The sequence below is a fragment of the Micromonospora sp. ZG13 genome, assembly GCF_059359355.1.
Map to the genome: position 1 here is coordinate 124,179 of NZ_JCADBQ010000016.1, position 17,978 is coordinate 142,156.

Annotated in this window: 13 protein-coding genes; 5 read left to right on the forward strand and 8 right to left on the reverse strand. The window is 73.5% G+C overall.

The window, feature by feature from the left end; translation table 11 throughout:
* Window positions 1-13: 13 nt before the first annotated feature.
* From AC5L34_RS25370 to AC5L34_RS25400, 7 genes are all read right to left on the reverse strand, one after another.
* Complete coding sequence (locus AC5L34_RS25370) at window positions 14-1,471, reverse strand: argininosuccinate lyase (protein WP_494827255.1); 1,458 nt, start codon at window positions 1,469-1,471, stop codon at window positions 14-16.
* A gap of 63 nt (window positions 1,472-1,534) precedes the next feature.
* A complete protein-coding gene (locus AC5L34_RS25375; protein WP_494827256.1) occupies window positions 1,535-2,488 on the reverse strand; it encodes an amidohydrolase family protein in 954 nt (317 codons plus the stop codon).
* A complete protein-coding gene (locus AC5L34_RS25380) occupies window positions 2,485-3,417 on the reverse strand; it encodes a creatininase family protein (RefSeq protein ID WP_494827258.1) in 933 nt (310 codons plus the stop codon). The genes AC5L34_RS25375 and AC5L34_RS25380 overlap by 4 nt, the downstream gene beginning before the upstream one ends.
* Window positions 3,405-5,195 carry an ABC transporter permease gene (locus AC5L34_RS25385; protein WP_494827260.1) on the reverse strand — a complete coding sequence of 597 codons (1,791 nt, stop codon included), beginning with the start codon at window positions 5,193-5,195 and terminating at the stop codon, window positions 3,405-3,407. The genes AC5L34_RS25380 and AC5L34_RS25385 overlap by 13 nt, the downstream gene beginning before the upstream one ends.
* Window positions 5,192-6,265 carry an ABC transporter ATP-binding protein gene (locus AC5L34_RS25390; RefSeq protein ID WP_494827262.1) on the reverse strand — a complete coding sequence of 358 codons (1,074 nt, stop codon included), beginning with the start codon at window positions 6,263-6,265 and terminating at the stop codon, window positions 5,192-5,194. Before AC5L34_RS25390 ends, AC5L34_RS25385 begins: the two co-directional genes overlap by 4 nt.
* Before the next feature lie 92 nt (window positions 6,266-6,357).
* Window positions 6,358-7,407 carry an extracellular solute-binding protein gene (locus tag AC5L34_RS25395; protein WP_089000181.1) on the reverse strand — a complete coding sequence of 350 codons (1,050 nt, stop codon included), beginning with the start codon at window positions 7,405-7,407 and terminating at the stop codon, window positions 6,358-6,360.
* Between the two features lie 52 nt (window positions 7,408-7,459).
* Window positions 7,460-8,623, reverse strand: a complete 1,164-nt coding sequence (locus tag AC5L34_RS25400) for an ROK family protein (RefSeq protein ID WP_441177230.1) — start codon at window positions 8,621-8,623, stop codon at window positions 7,460-7,462.
* A gap of 417 nt (window positions 8,624-9,040) precedes the next feature.
* Between AC5L34_RS25400 and AC5L34_RS25405 the strand changes: the two genes are divergently transcribed.
* The gene (locus AC5L34_RS25405; protein ID WP_441177231.1) at window positions 9,041-11,737 is read left to right on the forward strand and encodes a sugar-binding protein; all 2,697 of its coding nucleotides are present in this window, start codon (window positions 9,041-9,043) and stop codon (window positions 11,735-11,737) included.
* A gap of 100 nt (window positions 11,738-11,837) precedes the next feature.
* Here AC5L34_RS25405 and AC5L34_RS25410 read toward each other — a convergent pair whose 3' ends face one another.
* Entirely contained in the window at window positions 11,838-12,599 is a 762-nt protein-coding gene (locus AC5L34_RS25410; RefSeq protein WP_441177232.1) for a sulfite exporter TauE/SafE family protein, read from the reverse strand.
* A 194-nt stretch (window positions 12,600-12,793) separates the two neighbouring features.
* On the opposite strand from AC5L34_RS25410, the gene AC5L34_RS25415 reads away from it, so the two are divergent.
* The 4 genes from AC5L34_RS25415 to AC5L34_RS25430 form a co-directional block, all read left to right on the forward strand.
* Window positions 12,794-13,171: an SCP2 sterol-binding domain-containing protein gene (locus AC5L34_RS25415; protein WP_441177233.1), complete on the forward strand. Its 378-nt coding sequence runs from the start codon at window positions 12,794-12,796 to the stop codon at window positions 13,169-13,171.
* A complete protein-coding gene (locus AC5L34_RS25420) occupies window positions 13,164-15,248 on the forward strand; it encodes an amylo-alpha-1,6-glucosidase (RefSeq protein ID WP_441177234.1) in 2,085 nt (694 codons plus the stop codon). Before AC5L34_RS25415 ends, AC5L34_RS25420 begins: the two co-directional genes overlap by 8 nt.
* A gap of 11 nt (window positions 15,249-15,259) precedes the next feature.
* Window positions 15,260-15,862, forward strand: a complete 603-nt coding sequence (locus AC5L34_RS25425; RefSeq protein ID WP_441177235.1) for a cysteine hydrolase family protein — start codon at window positions 15,260-15,262, stop codon at window positions 15,860-15,862.
* A gap of 182 nt (window positions 15,863-16,044) precedes the next feature.
* Window positions 16,045-17,978, forward strand: a 1,934-nt coding sequence (locus AC5L34_RS25430) for a non-ribosomal peptide synthetase (RefSeq protein WP_494827266.1), incomplete at its 3' end; no start/stop codon positions are given.

Below are 17,978 nucleotides of genomic sequence, written 5' to 3' on the forward strand. Positions count from 1 at the left end.
GCGTCGCGGGCCCTCATCGGGCCGCCCCCTGCGCGGCGAAGGCGTCCAGCGCCTCGTCGGCGGCGGCCAGCCGGGCGCGCACGCCGGCAAGCCGGGCGGCGACGGTGTCGAAGGTGCCGCGCAGCACCGCCACCTGGGCGCGCACCGCGTCCGCGCCGGGGCCGTCGACCTGGGCGCGGTCGAGCACCAGCTCGGGACGTACGGCGGCGGCGATCAGGTCGGCGACCGCCGCGTCGGTCAGCCCGTCGGCGATCCCGTCGGCCGCCGCCCGGACGCCCTGCGCGGTCCAGGTGCCCGGTGCCCCGTCCCGGACCAGCCGGCCGACCACCGAGTGGGCGGCCCGGAACGGCACCCCGTGCCGGGTCAGCGCGTCGGCCGCGGCCGTGGTGGTGGCGCCGGAGGCGACGATCTCCTCGGCCGACGGCGGCTCCAGCGGCTCGATCTCGGCGAGGAAGCCGCCGAGCAGGGCGAAGAACCGGTCGGTGCGGTCGTTGCTCTCCCACAGCCGCACCTGCACGTCGGTGGTGGCGTTGTTGGAGTCCTCCCACCAGGCAGCGCCCACGTTGTTGAGCACGCTGGCGGCGTCGGCGGCGGTCGCGCCGGCCATCGAGACGAGGTGCTCCAGCACCACCGGGTTGCGCTTCTGCGGCATGATGCTGCTGCCCTGGGTGAAGTCGCCGGGCGTGCTCACCCAGCGCCAGCTCAGCCAGTCCATCAGGGTGCGGGCCAGCCGGGCGCCGGTCGCGAGGGCCTGAGCGTTCAGGGTGCCGACCCGCACGAGGTGGTCGGCGCCGGCCACCGCCTCGTACGAGTTGGTGACCAGGCCGTCGAAGCCGAGCAGCTCCGCCACCCGGGCGGGGGCGATGTCCAGGTCCGTGCCCGCGAAGGCGCAGGAACCCAGCGGCGAGGTGTTGAGCTGGTCGATCAGCTCGGCGTAGGCGACGGCCTCACCGGCGAGGGCCTCGGCGTAGCCGGCGAGGGCGTGCCCGATGGTGGTGGGCTGCGCCGGCCGGCGGTGGGTGTAGCCGGTGATGACCACGTCGGCGTAGCGGTGCGCGGAGTCCAGGGCCGTCGCGCCGGCGGCGAGCACCCGGTCGAGGACCCCGAGGAGCTGGTCGCGCAGCAGCATCCGGAACACCCCGGCGTCGAGGTCGTTGCGGCTGCGGGCCATCTGCACGTCGAGCTCCGAGGTGGGGATGCCGCACGCCTGCGCCAGCCGCTTCTCCATGAGGTAGTAGGTGTCCTCGAAGGTGCCGTCGAACTCGGGCGCACCGGCGGTGTCGGCGCGCAGTTCGGCCAGCCCGCGCAGCAGCCGGGCGCCCCGCTCGGCGGGCACCAGCCCCTGCTCGACCAGCATCACCACGTGGGCCTGGCTGGCCCGCACCATCGCCGGGAAGAGGTACCCGACGTGGTGGTCGTAGGTCGGCCGCAGGTGGTGCCGCTGGTAGGTGGTCAGCGCGGGTGTGCTCATGACGGTCTCTACTTCCTTCCGTGCCGGGCGCGGCGGCACGCGCCGCGTCCGGGCGTCAGCCGGTCAGTCGTCCAGGCCGAGCAGGCGCTCGGCGTTCCCGGCGAAGATCGCGCGTAGGTGGTCGTCGGGCAGCCCCAGCTCGCGGCAGATCCGCAGCTGGTCGTCGAGGTAGCGGGTGACGTAACCGCGCGGGAACCACGACGAGTCGCTGCCGAACACGATCCGGTGCGGGCCGATGGTCTCGTAGCAGCGCCGGAACAGCTCCTCCAGCGTCAGCTTGTACGGCATCCAGCGCACCCACTGGTTCGACCCCGAGGTGTCGACGTGGATGTTCGGGCAGCCCCAGGCGGCGAAGAGCAGGTCCTGCACGTGCTGGACGCCGAAGTGCGGCACCACCACGGCCAGCTCCGGGAAGCGGCGGGCCATCCGGGCCAGCTCGTCCGGGCCGCCGTAGCGGCCGTGGGACAGGCCGCCGGCGCTGCCGTAGTGACCGATGTGGATCAACACCGGCACGCCGAGGCGCTGGGCGGCGCCCCAGAGCGGGTCGAGGGCCTCGTCGTCGAGCGGGCCACGCAGCAGCGGGGCGAACAGCTTCAGCCCGCGCAGGCCGCGCTCGACGACCGCGCGCTCCAGCTCGGCGGCGGCGTCCGCGCCGTACGGATCGTGGTGGGCGAAGCCGAGCAGCAGGTCGGGGTGGCGCTCGACCACGTCGGCGACGGTGTCGTTGCCGCCGCCGGTGACGAAGACCGCCCGGCGCACGTTCACCGCGCGCAGCTCCTCGGCCCAGCGGTCCGCCTCGTCCTGCCAGCGCGCGGCGGGCGGCTCCGGGTCGGGGAAGCCCCACGCCTGCCGCCACTGCCGCGCGTACGGGGCGGAGCCTGCGGCGCGTACGGCCCGCTCGTGCTCGCCGCCGGGGTGCATGTCGGCGGCGTGCTCGCAGGCCCGGATCGTCTCGTCGGCGCCGATGCGGAAGTGCAGGTGGAAGTCGACGACGTCCAGTCCGCGCTCGACGGTCACGGCGCCTCCTCGGGCTCGGGTCCACCGGCGGTCACGTCGGTGGGCAGCGGGGCGTCGGTGGGCGGGGCGGGCGGCGGGGCGGCCACCCAGGCGGCGACGACCTCGCGCAGGCGGACGGCGGCCAGGTGCCGGACGCGGCGGCCGACCTCCTCGCCGGCCAGCGAGATGTGCCCGGACCAGCCCTGCCACGGGTCGGGCCGGGACTCCACCAGCACGTACGGGTGGGTCACCGGCAGCTTCGGCTTCGGCGGCAGGTCGGCGACCGCGTCGAGGCGCACCGCGTCGGGGTCGAAGCCGAGCACCCCGGAGGTCTCGTACGCCCCGCCGTGCCCGCGCGCGGGCAGCGGCCCGTACAGCTCGGTTGTCTCGGCCGGCGTGACCAGCTGGAACCAGTTGACCAGCAGCAGGCTCGCCGTGCGCCGCCCGGAGACCCACTCCATGGCGGCCCGGACCGTCGACATGTTCGCGTCGTGTCCGTTGACGATCAGCAGCCGGGGGAACCCGGCGGCCACGATCCCCTCGATGACGTCGGCGAGGTAGCCGACCGCGATCTCGGGTCGGATCGCCACGGTGCCGGGCCACGGCCGGGTCTGGCCGGGGCAGGCGGCGTACGGCACGGCGGGAAAGAGGACCCCGCGCGGGCCCGCCGCCGTCGCGCGCCCGCCGGCCGGGGTGGTCGCGGTGCCGTCCGGGGTGCCGCCGTCGGACGGCGCCGCGCCGTCGCCGGGGATCGCGCTCTCGGCGGCGAAGCCCTCGGCGAGGATCAGGTCGGTGCCGAGCGGCAGGTGCGGGCCGTGCCACTCCACCGCGCCGACGGGCAGCACCGCGAAGTCCGCCGCCTCGGCGACCGCCGCCAGTTCCCCGCCGGGGATCCGGGCGGCGGGGACCAGCCCGCCGCCCGTCGGCCAGGCCGCGTTCACGCCGTCCACCGGGCCGCCTCCCGACTGGAGCGCCGGCCGCCTTCCAGCCGGCCGGAGACCACCATCACCACGAAGATCAGGACAACCTGGAGCATGCCGTACGCGGCGGCGGTGCCGACCTCGAACGAGTACATCCGGTTGTTGATCTCCACGGAGATCGGCGCCGTCTCGGAGGTGTAGATGAGCACGGAGGCGACGAACTCGCCGACGCCGTGCACGAAGGCGAGCAGCGCGCCGGCCACCACGCCGGGCAGCATCAGCCGCAGCGTGACGGTGCCGAACGCCCGCCACCAGGACGCGCCCAGGTTGCGGGCGGCCTCCTCCAGCGACGGGTCGATCTGCGCCAGGGTGGCCGAGCTGGAGCGGAAGACCAGCGGCAGGAACCGCACGAAGTACGCCAGCGGCATGATCCAGAAGGTACCGATCAGCACCTGCCCGAAGCTGAACGCGTTGCCCGTGCTGAACGCCGAGATCAGGTTGATCGCCACCACCGTGCCGGGCAGCGCCCAGGCCAGCATGACCGCCACGTCCAGCAGGCCCCGGCCCCGGAAGTCCAGCCGGCGCACCGCGTACGCGATGAGCACGCCGACGACGACGCAGGCGACGGTGGCGATGAGGCTCATCTGCAGCGAGTTGAGGATCGGCTGGAACGCCGCCGGATCGGAGAAGATCGTGACGAAGTTCTGCGTGGTGTACGCCGCCGGGATGACCTCGGTGGTCCAGGAGCCGTCCTGGGAGAAGGCCACCAGGGCGATGGTCGCCACCGGCGCGAGCAGGACCGCGGTGGCCAGGATCGAGGCGGCCAGGGCGAGCCACTTGCCCAGCGGGTTGGTGATCTCGCGGCGGTGCGCGGCGACGCCCTTGGACTGGGAGCGGTAGCTGCGCCGCCCCTCGTACCAGCGCATGCCGAGCAGGAACAGCACCGAGACCACGCCGAGCACCGAGGCGTACGTGGAGGCCATCGGCAGGTCGCCGTTGGTGCGGTTGATGTAGATCTGCATGGTCATCGTCTGGTCCACGCCGAACAGCAGCGGGGCGGTGTACGACGCCAGCGAGGTCATGAAGACCAGCAGCGAGGCGGAGACCAGCGCCGGGGTGAGCATCGGCAGCAGCACCGTGCGCCACACGCGGACCCGGCCGGCGCCGAGGTTGTACGCCGCCTCCTCCACCGACGGGTCCATCCCCGACAGCGCGGCCGAGGCCGAGAGGTAGAAGTACGGGTACATGGTGAAGGTGTGCACGACCAGCACCCCGGCGATGCCGCTGAACGGCAGCACCGGGTTCTCGGCGCCGAAGAGCTGCTGGAGGCCGCGCGGCAGGATGCCGGTCTCGCTGTAGAGCAGCTGGAATGAGATCGCCCCGATCAGCGGCGGCAGCGCCGCCGGCACCAGGATGATCGCCTCGATCAGCTTGCGGCCGGGGAACGAGAAGCGCTTGAGCAGGAAGGCCATCGCCACGCCGACGATGCCGCAGAGCAGCACGCTGGCAGCGGAGATGATCAGCGAGGTGACCAGGGAGGACCGGGCGACCCCGCCGCCGGTGACGAAGCTGCTGTAGTTCTCCACCCCGTCCACGCCGACGCTCTCGGCGAAGGTGGCGAACATCGGCTGCACCACGTACCCGAAGAGGATCAGGGCGAGCGGGAAGACCAGGACGTACGGGAACCAGCGCGAGCCGGTGCCGCCGGCGAAGCGGTCGGCGAGCCGGCGGCGCGGGCCGCGCGGCGTCGGCTCGCCGGTGATCGGGGCGACGGTGGCCGGGCTGGGCGTGGCGGGGATGGTGCTCACGGGCGCACCACCCACATCCGCTCCCGGTTGAGCCGCAGCCCGACCTGGTCACCGGCGGCGATCCCGGCCGGCACGTCGATGGCGGCGACCTGCACGGGCTCGCCGGCCACGTCGACCACGAGGTTGGTCGCCATGCCGGTGAACTCCACCTCGGTGACCCGGCCGGACAGCGCGCCCGCCTCGGTGGCCGAGGTCAGCCCGATGTGCTCGGGCCGGACGGACACCAGCGCGGTCTCGCCCTGGCGCAGGCCGTGGTCGGCCGGGGCGGGCGCGGCGATCTCGCCGCCGGCGGGCAGCCCCACGGTGACGCTCTGCGCGTCGGCGGCGACCACCGGCAGGGTGAGCACGTTGCTGCGGCCGATGAAGCGGGCCACGAAGCTGGTCGCCGGGCGGTGGTAGATCTCCTGCGGGGCGCCGATCTGCTGCACCCGACCGGACTGCATGACCGCGATCCGGTCCGACATGGCCATCGCCTCGGCCTGGTCGTGGGTGACGTAGATGGAGGTGGTGCCGGCCTCGCGCTGGATGCGGCGGATCTCGACCCGGGTCTCCTCGCGCAGCTTGGCGTCGAGGTTGGACAGCGGCTCGTCGAGCAGCAGGGTGCGCGGCCGGATCACCAGCGCCCGGGCCAGGGCGACGCGCTGCTGCTGACCGCCGGAGAGCTCGTCGATGCGCCGGTCGCCGTAGCCGGCGAGGTGCACCTGGCCGAGCGCCTCCTCGACCCGCCGCCGCGCCTCGACCCGCCCGACCTTGCGGATCTTCAGGCCGTACGCGACGTTCTGCGCGACGCTCATGTGCGGGAAGAGCGCGTAGTTCTGGAACACCATGCCGGTGTCGCGCTTGTTCGGCGGCCGGCGCGTGACGTCCTCGGTGCCGAACCGGATCCGCCCGGAGGTGGGGAAGTAGAACCCCGCCACCATCCGCAGGGTGGTGGTCTTGCCGCAGCCGCTCGGACCGAGCAGCGTGAAGAACTCCCCGGCGGCGATGGTGATGTCGACGTCGTCCACGGCCGCGGTGTCGCCGCCGCGCGCGAAGCGCTTGCTCACCGACTCCAGCGTGACATCGATCATGAGGTCCTCTCCTTCGTGCGGTACCGGACCTGGTCGGTCGTCAGGTGGGGGCGCGGGGGCGGGACGGGCCCGCCCCCGAAACGCCCGGGCGGTCAGCCCTTGTTCTTGATCTGGCTGTTCCAGTGGTTGATCCACTCGGTCTCGTTCTTGCCGATCACGTCCCAGTTGACGTCCAGCGGCTTGAGGCCGAGCTGGGCCAGCCACTCCGGCTTCTCGGCGATGTCCACGGCCGGGATCTGGTAGTAGTCCTTGGCCAGGTCGCCGCGCAGCTTGTCGTCGAAGAGGAACTCCATGAACTTCTGGGCGCCGGTGGTGTTGCCGCCCTTGACCGCGGCGATGCCGTCGACCAGCACCGGGGCGCCGGAGGCGGGCATCACGTAGCCGAACGGCATGTTCGACTGGTTGGCCTGCAGCAGGACGTCCTGGAGGTTCCAGGCACTGACCACGCCCTGCTGGCGGGAGAGCTTCAGGTAGAGGTCGGTCGGGTTGGCCGCGTACGCGCCGGTGTTGGCGTCGAGCTTCTTGAGCCAGTCGTAGCCGGGCTGCGGGTTGCTGCCGTCCGGGGACTGTCGCATGATCATCGACGCGTAGATCGACCGCATCGTGCCGGACGCGGCCACGTCGCGGATGATGATCTTGTCCTTCCACTCCGGCTTCAGCAGGTCGTCCCAGTCCTTCGGGGCCTGCTCCGGGGTGAGCGCCTTGTTGTTGTACATGATGACCTCGGGCAGCAGGATCTCCCCGAACCAGCGGCCCTCGGCGTCCTTGTACTTCGGGTCCATCTTCTCGGCGAACGCCGGCTGCCAGGACGTCAGCAGGTCCTCGCCGGCGCCGGCGGAGAGCCCCTGCTGGGTGCCGCCCCACCAGACGTCGGCCTGCGGGTTGGCCTTCTCGGCGCGGACCCGCTCCAGGATCTCCTGCGCGCCCAGGTTGAGGATCTCGACCTTGCCCTTGTACTCCGGGTACTTGGCGGTGAACTGGTCGACGACGTAGGTGGAGACCTTCTTGTCGCGGGCCGTGTAGATGGTCAGCTTCTCGGCGCTCGCGCCGCCGGCCGCGTCGTCACCACCGCCGCCACCGCAGGCGGTGCCGGCGGCGAGCACGGTGGCGAGCGCACCGGCGAGGAGAAGTCGACGTCTCATGGGGTGTACCTCCGAGGGGTGTGGGGGGAACTGCGGTGTGCGTGGTGTGTGGTCAAGGGGCCGGCAGCAGGGTCGGCATCCCGGCGGCGGCCGCGGAGAGGGCGTAGCTGACCGCCCCGTGCAGCACCGCCCGGTCGCCGAGCACCGCCCGGCGTACCTCGGTGGCGCTGGGCGCGGCGGCCGTGACCAGCGCCTGGAGCCGGTCCACGGCGGCGTCGTCGAGGTGGGCGGCGGCGCCGCTGAGCAGCACCCGCCCGGGATCGACGACGCAGACGCAGGAGACGATCAGCCGCGACCAGGCCGCGAGCACGTCGTCGAGGTAGGCGGCGGCCCGCTCGTCGGTGGCGGCCAGCGCCACCAGGTCGGCCACGGGCGAGTCCGGCCGCCGCCCGGGGGCCAGCGCCACCATCCGCTCGGCGATGGCGTTCTCCGACCAGCGGGCCTCGAACGGGCCGATCCCGTCGTGGCCGCGGTCGGTCGGGTCCAGCGGCAGGAAGCCGACCTCGCCGGCGGCCCCGCCGGCGCCCCGGCGGACCTGCCCGTCGAGCACCAGACCGGCGCCGATGCCGTCGGCCACGTGCAGCAGCAGCAGGTCGGCGACGTCGCTGCCGGCGCCGACGGCGTGCTCGCCGGCCGCCATCAGGTTCACGTCGTTGTCCACCACCACCGGCACCCCGAGGTGCCGCTGCACCGACTCCCCCACCGGCCGCCCTTCGACGAGGCCGACCGAGGGGGCCAGGCGCACCGCACCGCCGGTGGAGACGCCGGGCGCGGCGATGGCCACCCCGCGCAGCGCCGGCAGGCCGTCGCCGGCGAGTTCGGGCACCGAGCGGCAGATGGTGTCGACGATGTCGCCGGCGAGCCGGACGGCGCGGTGGGCGATCACCGTGCCGTCGCTGTCGGCGATCTCGCAGCTGATCCGGGACGGTTCCAGGGAGACGGCGGCGACCAGTTCGGCCCGGGGGTTGAACTCCAGCATCGCCCGGGGCCGCCCCGTGCGGGACGTCCCGGGGCCGCGCTCGATGAGGTAGCCCTCGGCGATCAGCTCCCGCACGAGCGGGGTGAGCGTGGCGGGGCTCAGCCCGGTGAGCTCCGTCAGCTCGGCGCGCGAGAGCAGCCGCACCTGGCGGGCGGTGGAGATCACGGACAACCGCTTGATCTCCTTCGACCGCTCCCGGCTCACCGGGCTCGTTGGTGGCGTCACCACGTCTGTCACACTTCCTTCCTACGGCGAACGAACTATCGAGTCAAGTAACGAAACCGTCTCGTTACCTTGCGGCCTCCTCCGTGAGCAGCAGAAACGCCCTTACTTCGCGCCCTCTCGGGGTCGACGGTCGGGCGACCTCACCGCCGGCATTCTCTCGCCTGGCGGGGAGTTAGTTTCTTTCGCAAATTAAGAAAGACCTTGCAAAGCATTGACGGGCCGCCGCGCCGGTCCCTAGCGTCACCGGGCGAAGGCCTTCCAGTGTGTACGGACCCCCGTGCCGCTGCGTACCTGAGGTGACGCCGGCGCTCCTCGGGCCCGGCGCCCCTGCCCGCCCTCTCACCGTCCGACCGCGACCCCCACGTCGACGCCCGTGCGTCCGATGTCGCCGGCCGCTGCGCGGACCTCGCTCCACGCGAAAGGATCTGCATGCGTCTCAAGGCGTTCCTGCTACCCACGGCGCTCGCCCTGGCCCTGTCCGGGACACCGGCCGTGGCCCTCGCCGCCCCCTCCGACGCCCGGCCGACCGACGCCGTCGACCTGGACGTCCTCTTCGTCAGCGCGCACCCCGACGACGAGGCCGGCAGCCTCGCCACCCTCGGCCAGTGGAAGGAGAAGCACGGCGCCAAGGCCGGCGTCGTCACCATCACCCGGGGCGAGGGCGGCGGCAACGCCGTCGGCCTCGAGGAGGGCCCGCCGCTGGGCATCATCCGCGAGCGCGAGGAGCGCACCGCGATCGGCCGCGCCGGGGTGGAGAACCTCTACAACCTCGACCGCGTCGACTTCTGGTACACCGCCTCCGCGCCCCTGTCCGAGCAGATCTGGGGGCACGACGACACGCTGGGCCAGATCGTCCGGGTGATCCGGCAGACCCGGCCCGAGATCGTCATGACGATGAACCCGTCGCCGACGCCCGGCAACCACGGCAACCACCAGCAGGCCGCCCGGTTCGCCGCCGAGGCGTTCCACGCCGCCGCCGACCCGAAGGCCTTCCCCGAGCAGATCACCAGGGAGGGGCTCACGCCCTTCCGGGCGGCGAAGTTCCTGCGTACCGGCGGCACCGGCAGCTCGTCGACCGGGCCGCAGTGCGCCGCCGGCTTCGTGCCGGCCGTCCCGACCGACCAGGTCTTCGGCGTCTGGGAGGGTGCGCGCAGCGCCGGCGGCAAGACCTGGGCCGAGGTCGAGGTCGACGCCCGCCGGGACTACGTCACCCAGGGCTGGGCCAACACCGCCTCCGCCCCCACCGACCCCGCGAAGATCCGCTGCGACTTCTACACCCTGGTCGACAGCCGCGTCCCGTACGACCCGGCGGACACCTCCCCCGAGGCGATCCTGCGCGGCTCGGTGCTGCCCCCGGCCGCTGGCGGGCTGCCCCGGGGCACCGAGCTCTACCTGACCGCCGACCGGTTCGACCTCGCCCCCGGGCAGAGCGTCGAGGTCACGGCCCACGTGCGGGCGCCGGGCAACCGGGCGCTCACCTCGCCCCGGGTCTCCCTGCGGCTGCCGCAGGGCTGGACGGCCACCGGCTCCGGCGCGGTGCGCGGCGCCGTACCGGCCGGCAAGGAGCGGACCGTCACCTTCACCGTGACCGTCCCCGCGGGCGCCGACACCAACGCCCAGCACCTCGTCGGCGCGTCCCTGACCACCGGGCAGGGCACCGGCCGCACGGACCGCGCGGTCCGGGTGGTCGCCGACGTACGCGGCACCCTGGAGCCGCTGCCCGAGGTGGGGCTGTTCCGCAGCTGGGCCGGTGACAGCGGCTACCCGCAGCTGGACACCCTGATCAAGCCGGTGCTGACCATCGGCTCCGGCAAGAGCCGGACCGTCCGGGTCGACCTGCGCAACCACGGCGAGACCGCCCAGAGCGGCACGGTCGCCCTCGGCCTGCCGGCCGGCTTCACCGCCGACGCGGCGACGAAGAGCTACGCCGCCCTCGCGCCGGGCGCGACCGGGGCGGTCACCTTCACCGTCACCAACAGCGACGCCAGCCTGCCGACCGCCAACGAGGGCGGCGACGGCGGCGACTACGGGATCACCATCACCACCACCAGCGGCGCGGGCAGCACCGTGGAGACCGGCGCCCTGGAGATCGTGCCGACCAGCGAGGTGCCGCACGCCGGGCACGACCACGCCGTCGACGGGGTGGCCTCCCCCGGCGAGTACCCCGGTGAGGAACTGGACCTGTCCCGCATCTGGGAGGGGCAGGCCACCACGCCACAGGACGCCTCGGCCACCGGCCGCATCGCCTATACCGAGGACGCGCTCGTCGTGTTCGTACAGGTCACCGACGACGTGCTCGGCAAGAAGGTGGTGCCGCAGGACTGCAAGCGGCAGCGGCGCACCGACAGCGTGGAGATCATCGTCGACCCGAAGGGGAACTCGACGGACACCTCCACCGTGTTCAAGGCGGGCATCTTCCCGGTCACCGACGACCCCGCCAACGGCGACCCGCCGTGCTGGCAGCGCGACGCCGACAACCGGCAGGGACCGGGCGCCACGACCGCCCCGGGGATGACCGTGGTCAGCAAGGTCACCGCGCCGTACACCGGCTACACGATCGAGGCGCGCATCCCGTTCGCGGTGCTGCCCGACGCGATCGATCCGGCGCGGATGGGCTTCAACGTGCTGGTGTACGACTCGGACACCCAGGACCTCAGCTCCCAGTCCCGGCTGGGCTGGTCCACCTTCACCGGCGTACGGGCCGACCCGTACCGCTACGGCCTGGTCACCCTGCCCGGCCTCACCCCGGCCCAGCGGCAGCCCAGCGCCCCGGTCTTCCCGGACACCGCCGCCCGCAGCGTGCACAGCCCGCAGACCATCGCGCAGTCGGCGGTGGACGGCGTCGCTCCGGCCGCCGTCACCCGGCTGCCCGAGCGGGCGCTGCGGCTGACCGACCAGCGGCAGGTGGCCGGTGGCGTGCAGGTGACCGTCCGGGCCGACCGCGCCGGCACGGTGTACCTGCACACCTGGGACGGCGACCGGTCGCTCGGTGAGCGCTCGGTGCAGGTGCGCTCCGGCCGCCCGGTGACCGTCGTGGTGCCGACGACCGGTGGCACGCCCACCTCCGTCCTGGCCGCCTTCGAGGCCGGCGGTGCCGCGCTCGCCCGCCAGGTCCCGCTGAGCTGACCGGCGCGGCACGGGCCCCTGTCATCCGAGCGGGTGGCAGGGGCCCGTCCCGTCGTCGGGGCCGGATCTCGCCAGCGTCGGTCGAGCGCGGCAGCGCGGTCTACAGGACGTTGCGCCCCAGCAGGAACAGCCCGAAGAGCACCCCGAACGCGACGACCACCGCCCTGAGCGGGCCGCCGGGGAGTCTGCGGAGCAGTCGGGCACCGACGTAGCCGCCGACGACCGTGGCCGGGGCGAGGATCGCCACCCCCGCCCAGTTGACGTTGCCGAACAGAACGTAGAGCACCACCGCCGTGAACGAGATGACGGCCGACAGCAGGTTCTTCAGGGCGATCGTCCTGGTGAGCGGTTCGTGCTGGAGGAGCGCCAGCCCGGCGACCAGGACGATGCCGAAGCCGGCGCCGATGTAGCCGCCGTAGACGCCGCCCAGGGCGACGGACACCTGCAGGGCCGCCGGGTGTTCCCGCCCATGCCGCAGGACGGAGCGCCGGACCAGCCCGTCCAGCCGGTCCTGGAGCCCGAGGACGGCCGACGCGGCGAGCACCAGGAACGGCACGATCGCGTCGAAGACGCGGTTGGGTGTCACCAGCAGCAGCACCGAGCCCGCGACGCCGCCGAGGACCGCCGCGGGCAGGACGCGCCGGACGTCTCCGCGGGGCGGCAGGTCCCGGTACCCTCCGGCGACGCTCGCCACGTTGCCGGGAAAGACGGCGACGGTGCTGGTCAGCTTGGCGGTGAGCGGCGGTATGCCGGCGGCGATCAGCGCCGAGAAGGCGATCAGGGAACCGCCGCCCGCGACCGCGTTGAAGGCACCCGTGGCGACACCGGCGGCGACGAGCAGCGTCGCCTGGATGGGATCCATCGGGTCCCAGGCTAGTGGCGATGCCGGGCGGCGGGGCGGGTGTCGGCCGGGCCGACCCACGCGCCACGGCGGGCGGTGCGGGGCCGGCCGGCAGCGAGCGCGGCCCGGTGGGTCCGCTTCGGCGAAGTTCACCCTCTGTGGGTGAGGCGGTAGCGGCGTTTCCGGGGAATCGTGGCCGGTGAGGAGGGGTCGCGATGGCGGATGTCACCCGGGATTTCTTCCACGGCCTTGCGCGCCGTGGGCACGACCGCCGGCTGAGGGCGATCGACGAGGGCAGCGTGCGCTTCGACATCAGCCGCGACGGCCGGACCGACCACTGGCTGGTCTCCATCGAGAAGGGCGACATCAGGGTCTCCGAGGAGGCCACGGCCACCGGCGGGGACGCGGTCGTCGAGGCGGACCGCGAGGTCTTCGACCGGATCGCCAGCGGGGAGGCCTACTTCCTGACCACCGTGCTGCGCGGCGAGGCGGCCGTGGCGGGCAGCCCTCGGCTCTTCGCGACCGTCCGGAAGCTGTTCCCGCCGCCGCCCGCCTCGGCCGACCCACGACGCCGGGGAGGTGGCCATGGATGACGAGCAGGTCGGCATCCTGGACGGCACGACCTTCATGGTCTGCGACCGCGCCGGCGACATCGTCCCGTCACCGGACACCCCCCTCGGGCTGTTCGCCCACGACACGCGCCTGCTGTCGAAGTGGGTGCTGACCATCGACGGGGAGCGGTTGAGCACCCTGGCGATCGACGACATCCACTACTTCGAGAACCGGTTCTACCTGGTCCCGGGCCGCCAGGACGTCTACGTCAACAGCACACTGTCGGTGCGTCGGATACACACGCTCGACTCCGGCCTGCACGAGGAGCTGTGCGTCATCAACCACGAGGACCGGCCGGTCGACGTGACCCTCCGGGTCGAGGTGGACGCCGACTTCGCCGACGTCTTCGAGGTCAAGGACGCGACGGCGCGGAAGAAGGGCCGGCACTACCGGCGCGTCGACGACGGCTGCCTCGTGCTCGGCTACCAGCGCGACCGCTTCCGGCGGGAGACGATCGTCTCCGCGGCGACGCCGGCGGAACTGGACGACGACGGGCTGACGCTCAGGGTCCACCTCGAACCGCACAGCCAGTGGCGGACGCGGCTGACCGCCAAGCCGGACCTGCCGATGCCGCGAGGACTGGAACGACTCACGATCCCCGCGCGGGCGACGCGCAGCCAGGACAAGGAGCGCCGGCTCAAGGACTGGCTGGCCGAGGCGCCCCGGCTGGAATCCGGCTGGGAGCCGCTGCGCGGCGCGTACCGGCGCAGCCTCATCGACCTGGCCGCGCTGCGGTTCAGCCCCTTCCTCGCCGAGGACCGCAGCGTGCCGGCGGCCGGCCTGCCCTGGTTCATGAGCCTGTTCGGCCGGGACAGCATCCTCACCAGCCTCCAGACGCTGCCGTTCGCGCCCGACCTCGCCGCCACCACGCTTCAGGTGCTCGCGTTCCGGCAGGGCAGCCGGGTCGACGACTTCCGGGAGGAGGAGCCCGGCCGGATCCTGCACGAGATGCGGTACGGGGAGATGAGCGTGTTCGAGGAGACGCCGCACACCCCGTACTTCGGCAGCGCCGACGCCACTCCCCTGTTCCTGGTGCTGCTCGACGAGTACGAGCGCTGGAGCGGCGACGTCGAGCTCGTCCGCTCAGTCGAACAGCAGGCGCGGGCGGCGGTCGACTGGATCGACCACTACGCCGACCTGACGGGCAGCGGCTACATCTCCTACCAGCGGCGCAACACCCGCAACGGCCTGGAGAACCAGTGCTGGAAGGACTCCTGGGACGGCATCTCGTACCGCGACGGGCGACTGCCCGGCTTCCCCAGGGCGACCTGCGAGTTGCAGGGGTACGCGTACGACGCGAAGATGCGCACCGCCCGGCTCGCCCGGGCCGTCTGGCACGACCCGGCGTACGCGGACCGGCTGGAGCGGGAGGCCGCCGACCTCAAGCGGCGGTTCAACCACGACTTCTGGGTCGCCGACGGCGAGTACATGGCCCTCGCGCTCGACGGCGACGGCCGCCAGGTCGACGCCCTGTCGTCCAACATCGGCCACCTGCTGTGGAGCGGCATCGTCGACGAGCCGAAGGCCGCCGCCCTGGTGCGCCACCTGATGTCGCCCGCGCTGTTCAGCGGCTGGGGGGTGCGTACGCTGGCCGAGGGCTCGGGCCGCTACAACCCGATCGGCTACCACGTCGGGACGATCTGGCCGTTCGACAACTCGTTCATCGCCTGGGGGCTGCGCCGCTACGGGTACGCCGACGAGGCGGCCCGGATCGCCGCCGGGATCCTCGACGCGGCGGTCTTCTACGACGGCCGCCTGCCCGAGGCCTTCGCCGGCTACCGCCGCGACGAGACCAAGTACCCGGTCAACTACCCGACCGCGTGCAGCCCGCAGGCGTGGTCCGCCGGTGCCACCCTGCTGCTGCTGCGCACGATGCTCGGACTCAACCCGGTCGGCGAAGACCTTGTGATCAGGCCCGCTCTGCCCGCTAGTCTCGACTTCGTGGCGCTGCTCGACATTCCCGGGCGGTGGGGGCGCCTCGACGCGTACGGCAGAGGGCCGGCCGGCGCGGGCGGACGGGGCTACCAGCCGACGCCGCAGCAGCTCTCCGCCCCGTGACGGGAGGGACGATGCGAGAACTCGACCCGATGCGGACGGCCGTCGTCGGCGTCCACTGGCAGCACGAGGTCGTCAGCCCCGACGGCGTGTTCGGCCCGTTCTTCGCCGAGCAGGTCACCCGGCACCGCGTCGCCTCGTACGCGGCACAGGTCGCCACGGCCGTACGGGCCAGCGGCGGGCTCGTCACCTACACGCGGGTCGCCCACCGGCCCGGCTACCCGGACCTGATCCCCAACACGCCCAGCTTCGCGATGGTCCGGGAGCGGCAGGCGTTCCTCGAAGGCGCGCCGAAGGCCCGGATCGTCGACGAACTCATGCCGGAGGCCGGCGACGTCGTCATCACCCACGTCCGCCTCACCGGCTTCTTCGGCACCGAACTCGACACGGTGCTGCGCCGCCGGGGCGTGGACACCCTCCTGTTCACCGGCGTCGCCACCAACCTCTCCGTCACCGGCACCGTGTTCGAGGCCGTCAACCACGGCTACCGGCCGGTGGTCGTCGCCGACGCCTGCACCGCCGCGACCGACGAGACGCACCGGGCGAGCCTGGAGACGCTGGGTCAGCTCGGCGAGGTGGTCACCGCCGCCGAGGTCGTCGACCGCCTGTCTAGGTGAGCCGCCCCGCCGTCGAGGCGGCTGCCGGCGGCCAGGCCCGCCGCGGGGCGGGTCCGGCCGGGTCCCGCCCGAACCAGCTCCCGCGAGAGGCCTGACCGGCCCCAACAATGGCCCGGAGAGCCCCTAGCCCGGCCCGATTCCATTGACGACGCGCGTGCCGCGCTGGCAGCATCCCGCGCATCATGATCAAGGAAAGCGGTTGGTCAGCGAACCCCGTCCCCGCCCGGTCGCCCGCCGAGGTCACGCCACGCCACGCGGACCTCGTCCATGAGGTGATCGCCCGGCATCCCGACGACGCGCCGGCGCTGGGCACGGACGACGCCCTGGTCACCTACGGGGAGCTGCGCGCCCGCAGCAACCGGCTGGCCCACCACCTGCGGGCCACGGGGGTACGCCGCGGCGACCTGGTCGCCGTCCTGCTGCCGCGCGGGGTCGACGGGATCGTCAGCGTACTGGCGGCGCTCACCGCCGGCGCCGCGTACCTGCCCATCGACGCCGGCTATCCCCCGCAGCGGGTCCGGCACATGCTCACCGACTCCCGGGCGCGGGTGCTCGTCACCGTACGGTCGCTGGTCCGGGCCGACCTGGTGGTCCCCGGAACCCCGGTCGTCCTGCTCGACGACGACCGGGCCACGCTCGCCGCGTACCCCGACGGCCCGCCCGCCGTTCCGGTCGGCCCGGGCGACCTCGCCTACGTGATCTACACCTCCGGCTCCACCGGCCTGCCGAAGGGGGTCATGGTGGAGCACGGCTCGCTGCGCGGGCTGGCCGGCTGGCGGGCCGACGCGGAGCGGCTCGGTCCCGACGACCGCTGCCTGCACCTCTTCTCGCCCGGCTTCGACGCCTCGGTGTGGGACATCTGGGCGCCACTGGTGGCCGGCGCCAGCCTCTGGCTGCCCGACGAGGAGACCCGGGTCGATCCCGACCGGCTGGTGGACTGGCTCACCGCGCACGCGATCACCTCGGCGACCCTGCCCACCCCGCTCGCCGAGGAGGTGCTGACCCGGCCGGCGCCGCCCGAATGGGCGCTGCGCATCCTCGGCGCGGGGGGCCAGCAGCTGCTGGCGCGTCCCCGGCCCGAGCACACGTTCACCACGGTCAACCTGTACGGGCCGACCGAGGCCACCGTGCTGGCGATGGCCGGGGAGGTGGCGGTCGAGGGCGACGGCCCGCCGTCGCTCGGGCTGCCGGCCGCGGGCGCCGTCATCCGGCTGCTCGCCGACGACCTGCGCCCGGTGCCGGCCGGCAGCCTCGGTGAGGTGTTCATCGGCGGGCCGGGCGTGGCGCGCGGGTACCACGACCGTCCCGCCCTGACCGCCGAACGCTTCCCGCCCGACCCGTACGGGCCGCCCGGCAGTCGCCTCTACCGCACCGGTGACCTGGCGCGTCAGCTCCCGGACGGCACCTACCACTTCGCCGGCCGGGTCGACGACCAGGTGAAGCTGCACGGTCACCGCATCGAGCTGGGCGAGATCGAGAGCGTGCTGCTGCGCCATCCGGACGTGCGGGCCGCCGCCGTCGGCCTGCACCAGGGCACGGCGGGCCCCCGGCTCGTCGGGTACGTCGTGCCCGAGGCCGGCCCGGACGACGCGGCGCTGGCCGAGCACGCGGCCCGGTACCTGCCGGCCACGATGGTTCCCGCCGCGTGGGTCCGGCTCGCCGCCCTGCCGCTCACGCCGCACGGCAAGCTGGACCGGGCCGCGCTGCCCGCACCGGCGGAGCGGGTCGGCGAGGCGCCGCGCGACGAGCTGGAGCGGCGGGTGGCGCAGGTGTGGACCGACGTGCTCGGCCAGTCGCCGAACCGGGACGACAACTTCTTCGCCCTGGGCGGGCACTCGCTGCGGGCCACGATGGTCGCCGTCCGGCTACGCGAGCGGTTCGGCCTGCCGGTCTCGGCGGCGATCGTGTTCGAGGCGCAGACCGTGGCCGCGATGGCCGAGCGCCTGCGGGCCGAGCTGGCCTCGGCGCCGGCCCCGGAGGAGGACGTCCGCACCGCAGCGGGGCCGGATCCGGTCCCGCGCGACGGCGGGCCTCCGGCACCGGGTCGGGTGTTGTCGTTCGCGCAGCAACGCCTGTGGTTCCTGCACACCCTCGACCCGAAATCCACCGCCTACAA

What these genes read in the sequence shown, in the direction of transcription:
- AC5L34_RS25420 (WP_441177234.1), top strand. Translation starts at nt 13,164, where the DNA reads ATGGATGACGAGCAGGTCGGCATCCTGGACGGCACGACCTTCATGGTC.
- AC5L34_RS25395 (WP_089000181.1), bottom strand. Translation starts at nt 7,407, where the DNA reads ATGAGACGTCGACTTCTCCTCGCCGGTGCGCTCGCCACCGTGCTCGCC.
- AC5L34_RS25415 (WP_441177233.1), top strand. Translation starts at nt 12,794, where the DNA reads ATGGCGGATGTCACCCGGGATTTCTTCCACGGCCTTGCGCGCCGTGGG.
- AC5L34_RS25370 (WP_494827255.1), bottom strand. Translation starts at nt 1,471, where the DNA reads ATGAGCACACCCGCGCTGACCACCTACCAGCGGCACCACCTGCGGCCG.
- AC5L34_RS25405 (WP_441177231.1), top strand. Translation starts at nt 9,041, where the DNA reads ATGCGTCTCAAGGCGTTCCTGCTACCCACGGCGCTCGCCCTGGCCCTG.
- AC5L34_RS25410 (WP_441177232.1), bottom strand. Translation starts at nt 12,599, where the DNA reads ATGGATCCCATCCAGGCGACGCTGCTCGTCGCCGCCGGTGTCGCCACG.
- AC5L34_RS25390 (WP_494827262.1), bottom strand. Translation starts at nt 6,265, where the DNA reads ATGATCGATGTCACGCTGGAGTCGGTGAGCAAGCGCTTCGCGCGCGGC.
- AC5L34_RS25425 (WP_441177235.1), top strand. Translation starts at nt 15,260, where the DNA reads ATGCGAGAACTCGACCCGATGCGGACGGCCGTCGTCGGCGTCCACTGG.